Source organism: Mycobacterium sp. (assembly GCF_032159775.1).
Taxonomy (GTDB): Bacteria; Actinomycetota; Actinomycetes; order Mycobacteriales; family Mycobacteriaceae; genus Mycobacterium.
Map to the genome: position 1 here is coordinate 1 of NZ_JAVHWK010000063.1, position 3,526 is coordinate 3,526.

Genomic DNA, 3,526 nt, shown 5'->3' on the forward strand with positions numbered 1-3,526 from the left:
TTGCAGGTCGAGCACCCGGTCACCGAGGCGACCACCGGTCTCGATCTCGTTGCGCTGCAACTGCTTGTCGCCGACGGCGGGCGGCTCGATCCCGAACCGCCGCCGTCGCGGGGCTACTCGATCGAGGCCCGGCTGTACGCCGAGGATCCGGCCAAGGACTGGCAGCCGCAGGCCGGGTCGGTCTACCGCTTCCAAGTACCCAACACCACAACGCGATTCGGAGCGCTCGACGGGCTCGGGGTGCGGGTCGACACCGGCATCGAGGACGGCTCCGAGGTGTCAGTGTTCTACGACCCGATGCTGGCCAAGATCATCTCCTACGCACCGACGCGACGTCGGGCAGCCGGGCTGCTGGCCGACACGCTTGCCCGCACCCGCATTCACGGCGTGCGCACCAACCGCGACCTTCTGGTCAACGTGCTGCGTCATCCGGCGTTCCTCGACGGCGCCACCGACACCGCGTTCTTCGACACCCACGGCCTGGCCGAACTGGCCGCACCGCTCGCCGACGCACGAGCCGTCGAGTTGGCGACGCTGGTCGCCGCACTGGCGGATGCCGCCGGAAATCGCCGGACCGCAACAGTATTCGCCGCCGCTCCCAGTGGCTGGCGCAACGTCACGTCGGGCTATCAGACCAAGAGCTACCGCTGCAACGCAGGCGAGACTCACGATGTGCGCTACCGCTTCACCCGCGTCGGGCTGGAAGTAGCCGGCTTCGACGCAGTGAGCCTGGTGTCGGCGTCGCCCACTCAGGTGGTGCTCGCCGTCGACGGGGTGGACCGACCGTTGGAGGTCGCGCGGTACGGCGACGACGTGTTCGTCGACTCCACCCTTGGCCCGGTGCAACTCGTGGCGCTGCCCCGGTTCCCCGACCCGACTGCGGCGCTCGCGCACGGCTCCCTGCTGGCGCCGATGCCCGGTTCGGTGCTGCGCATCGGTGCCGCGGTAGGCGACACCGTCACCTCGGGGCAACCGTTGATCTGGATGGAAGCCATGAAAATGGAGCACACCGTCGTCGCGCCGGGCGACGGAGTGCTCGTGGAACTCAACGTCGAACCGGGCCAACAGGTCGAGGTCGGCGCCGTACTCGCCCGTGTCGAAGACCAATCTGAGGAGCCCGCCACATGACAACGAACGACATCGGCTTCATCGAGAGCGAAGAGCGCCAGGCGCTGCGCAAGTCAGTGGCGGCCATGGCCGCCAACTACGGCCAGGACTACTACCTGGAGAAGGCCCGCGCGGGCCAGCACACCGATGAATTATGGCAGGAGACAGGCAAACTCGGCTTCATCGGCGTCAACCTGCCCGAGGAGTACGGCGGTGGCGGCGCGGGCATGTACGAGCTGTCCATCGTGATGGAGGAGATGTCGGCAGGCGGCTGCCCGCTGCTGCTGATGGTCGTCTCCCCCGCCATCAACGGCACGATCATCAGCAAGTTCGGCACCGACGAGCAGAAGAAGCGGTGGCTGCCGGGGATCGCCGACGGCTCGATCACGATGGCGTTCGCGATCACCGAACCCGATGCGGGCTCGAACTCGCACCGCATCACCACCACCGCCCGCCGCGACGGCAGCGACTGGGTTCTCAACGGCCAGAAGGTGTACATCTCCGGCGTCGACCAAGCACAGGCGGTTCTCGTCGTGGGCCGGGCCTTCAGAGATGGAGTGGCCAAGTCCGAATCTCTCAGGCCAGCGCTGTTCATCGTGCCGACCGACACACCCGGCTTCACGTGGACGAAGATCGAGATGGAACTGGTCAGCCCCGAGAACCAGTTCCAGGTCTTCCTCGACGACGTCAGGTTGCCGTCCGACGCGCTCGTGGGTTCCGAGGACGCCGCGATCGCCCAGTTGTTCGCGGGCCTGAACCCCGAGCGGATCATGGGCGCCGCCAGCGCGGTGGGCATGGGCCGGTTCGCGATCAACAAGGCCGTCGACTACGTCAAGACCCGCCAGGTGTGGAAGACGCCGATCGGCGCGCACCAGGGCCTGTCGCATCCGTTGGCGCAGAACCACATCGAGGTCGAGCTCGCCAAGCTGATGATGCAGAAGGCCGCGGCGCTGTATGACAGCGGCGACGACTTCGGCGCGGCCGAGGCGGCGAACATGGCCAAGTACGCGGCGGGCGAGGCATCGGTGCGTGCGGTCGACCAGGCGGTGCAGTCGCTGGGCGGAAACGGGTTGACCAAGGAGTACGGCATCGCTGCCGCGGTGACCGCGTCCAAGTTGGCTCGCATCGCTCCGGTCAGCCGTGAGATGGTTCTCAACTTCGTGGCGCAGACCTCGTTGGGTCTGCCACGCTCTTATTGATGAAGACCGTCGTCCACTACTCCGTCGAAGGTCCGGTCGCGCGGCTCACGCTCGACTCGCCGGACAACCGCAACGCGTTGTCCAAGGCTTTGGTCAGCCAGTTGCGTCAGGGCCTGTGCGACGCGTCCGATGACTCCGCGGTGCGAGCGGTGGTGCTGGGCCATACCGGCGGCACGTTCTGTGCGGGAGCTGACCTGTCGGAGGCCAGCAGCGGCGACGCGGCGGAGGCGGTCGCTCACAATGCGCGCGAGCTGACGTCCGTTCTGCGCTCGATCCTCGAGATGCCGAAGCCGGTCATCGGCGCGATCGACGGGCACGTTCGGGCCGGCGGGCTGGGGCTCGTCGGAGCGTGCGACATCGTCGTGGCGGGCCGCAGCAGCACCTTCGCGTTGACCGAGGCGCGGATCGGGGTGGCGCCCTCGATCATCTCGCTGACGCTGCTGCCGAAGATGTCTGCGCGGGCCGTCGGGCGGTATTTCGTGACCGGCGAGAAGTTCGGGGCCGATGTGGCGGCTGAGATCGGGCTGGCGACGGTCGCTGTCGACGACGTCAATGGAGCTGTCGCCGAACTGACGGCCGAGATCGCGAAGGGCTCACCGCAGGGCCTGGCCGCGTCGAAGAGGTTGACGACGGCGCCGATCTTGAATGCATTCGACCGGCAGGCCGAGGCGCTGACCAGGCAGTCTGCCGAGCTGTTCGTGTCGGACGAGGCGCGCGAAGGAATGCTCTCTTTTCTGCAAAAGCGTCCGCCGAACTGGGTCAACTGACTCATACCTGGGAGCCCTTTCGCGGCCCTCGGAGCAAACTTAGTTTGCTGGCTTCGCTGAGTCCCAACCTGAGAAATATGGCGTAGTGGCCTACGCGTGCCACTGACACGCCCGTGCGGTAGCAAGGGAGGCGTCCGGGACGAAAGGTTATCGACCGCCGATCTTGTGCGCGGTAACCACACCGGTGAAGTATGTGTCTACCTGCAGCTTTGACCGAGATTTCGCGTCAGAGAGCCCTAGCAAACAATGTTTGCTGGATCGTTTCAGAAAGCTTCTCGCCCGTCGGAGAGTTCTGACGTCAGCGATAATAAGAAAGCACTTGCGCGATGTGGTGATCCGTAGGCTATAGTGAGTTAACTGAGCGGCGAGCACGTCACGGCGGACCCCTCAAAAACTTCGAAATCGGGAGAAACATGAAGATCAAATCAATCGCAGCCGTTGGCGCCATGGGCG

3 protein-coding genes are annotated in these 3,526 nt (G+C 65.8%); all 3 read left to right on the forward strand.

Features of this window, described 5'->3' with window-relative positions; translation table 11 throughout:
* A partial coding sequence (locus tag QOJ24_RS06915; RefSeq protein ID WP_526260246.1) for a biotin/lipoyl-containing protein occupies positions 1-1,128 on the forward strand: 1,128 nt, incomplete at its 5' end.
* Positions 1,125-2,306 (forward strand): acyl-CoA dehydrogenase family protein, encoded by a 1,182-nt coding sequence (locus QOJ24_RS06920; RefSeq protein WP_526260247.1) that lies wholly within the window; start codon positions 1,125-1,127, stop codon positions 2,304-2,306. The genes QOJ24_RS06915 and QOJ24_RS06920, both read left to right, overlap by 4 nt.
* The gene (locus tag QOJ24_RS06925; protein ID WP_526260248.1) at positions 2,306-3,073 is read left to right on the forward strand and encodes an enoyl-CoA hydratase family protein; all 768 of its coding nucleotides are present in this window, start codon (positions 2,306-2,308) and stop codon (positions 3,071-3,073) included. Before QOJ24_RS06920 ends, QOJ24_RS06925 begins: the two co-directional genes overlap by 1 nt.
* Positions 3,074-3,526 lie beyond the last annotated feature (453 nt).

Coding starts and splice junctions, on each gene's coding strand:
- QOJ24_RS06920 (WP_526260247.1), top strand. CDS start 1,125: ATGACAACGAACGACATCGGCTTCATCGAGAGCGAAGAGCGCCAGGCG.
- QOJ24_RS06925 (WP_526260248.1), top strand. CDS start 2,306: ATGAAGACCGTCGTCCACTACTCCGTCGAAGGTCCGGTCGCGCGGCTC.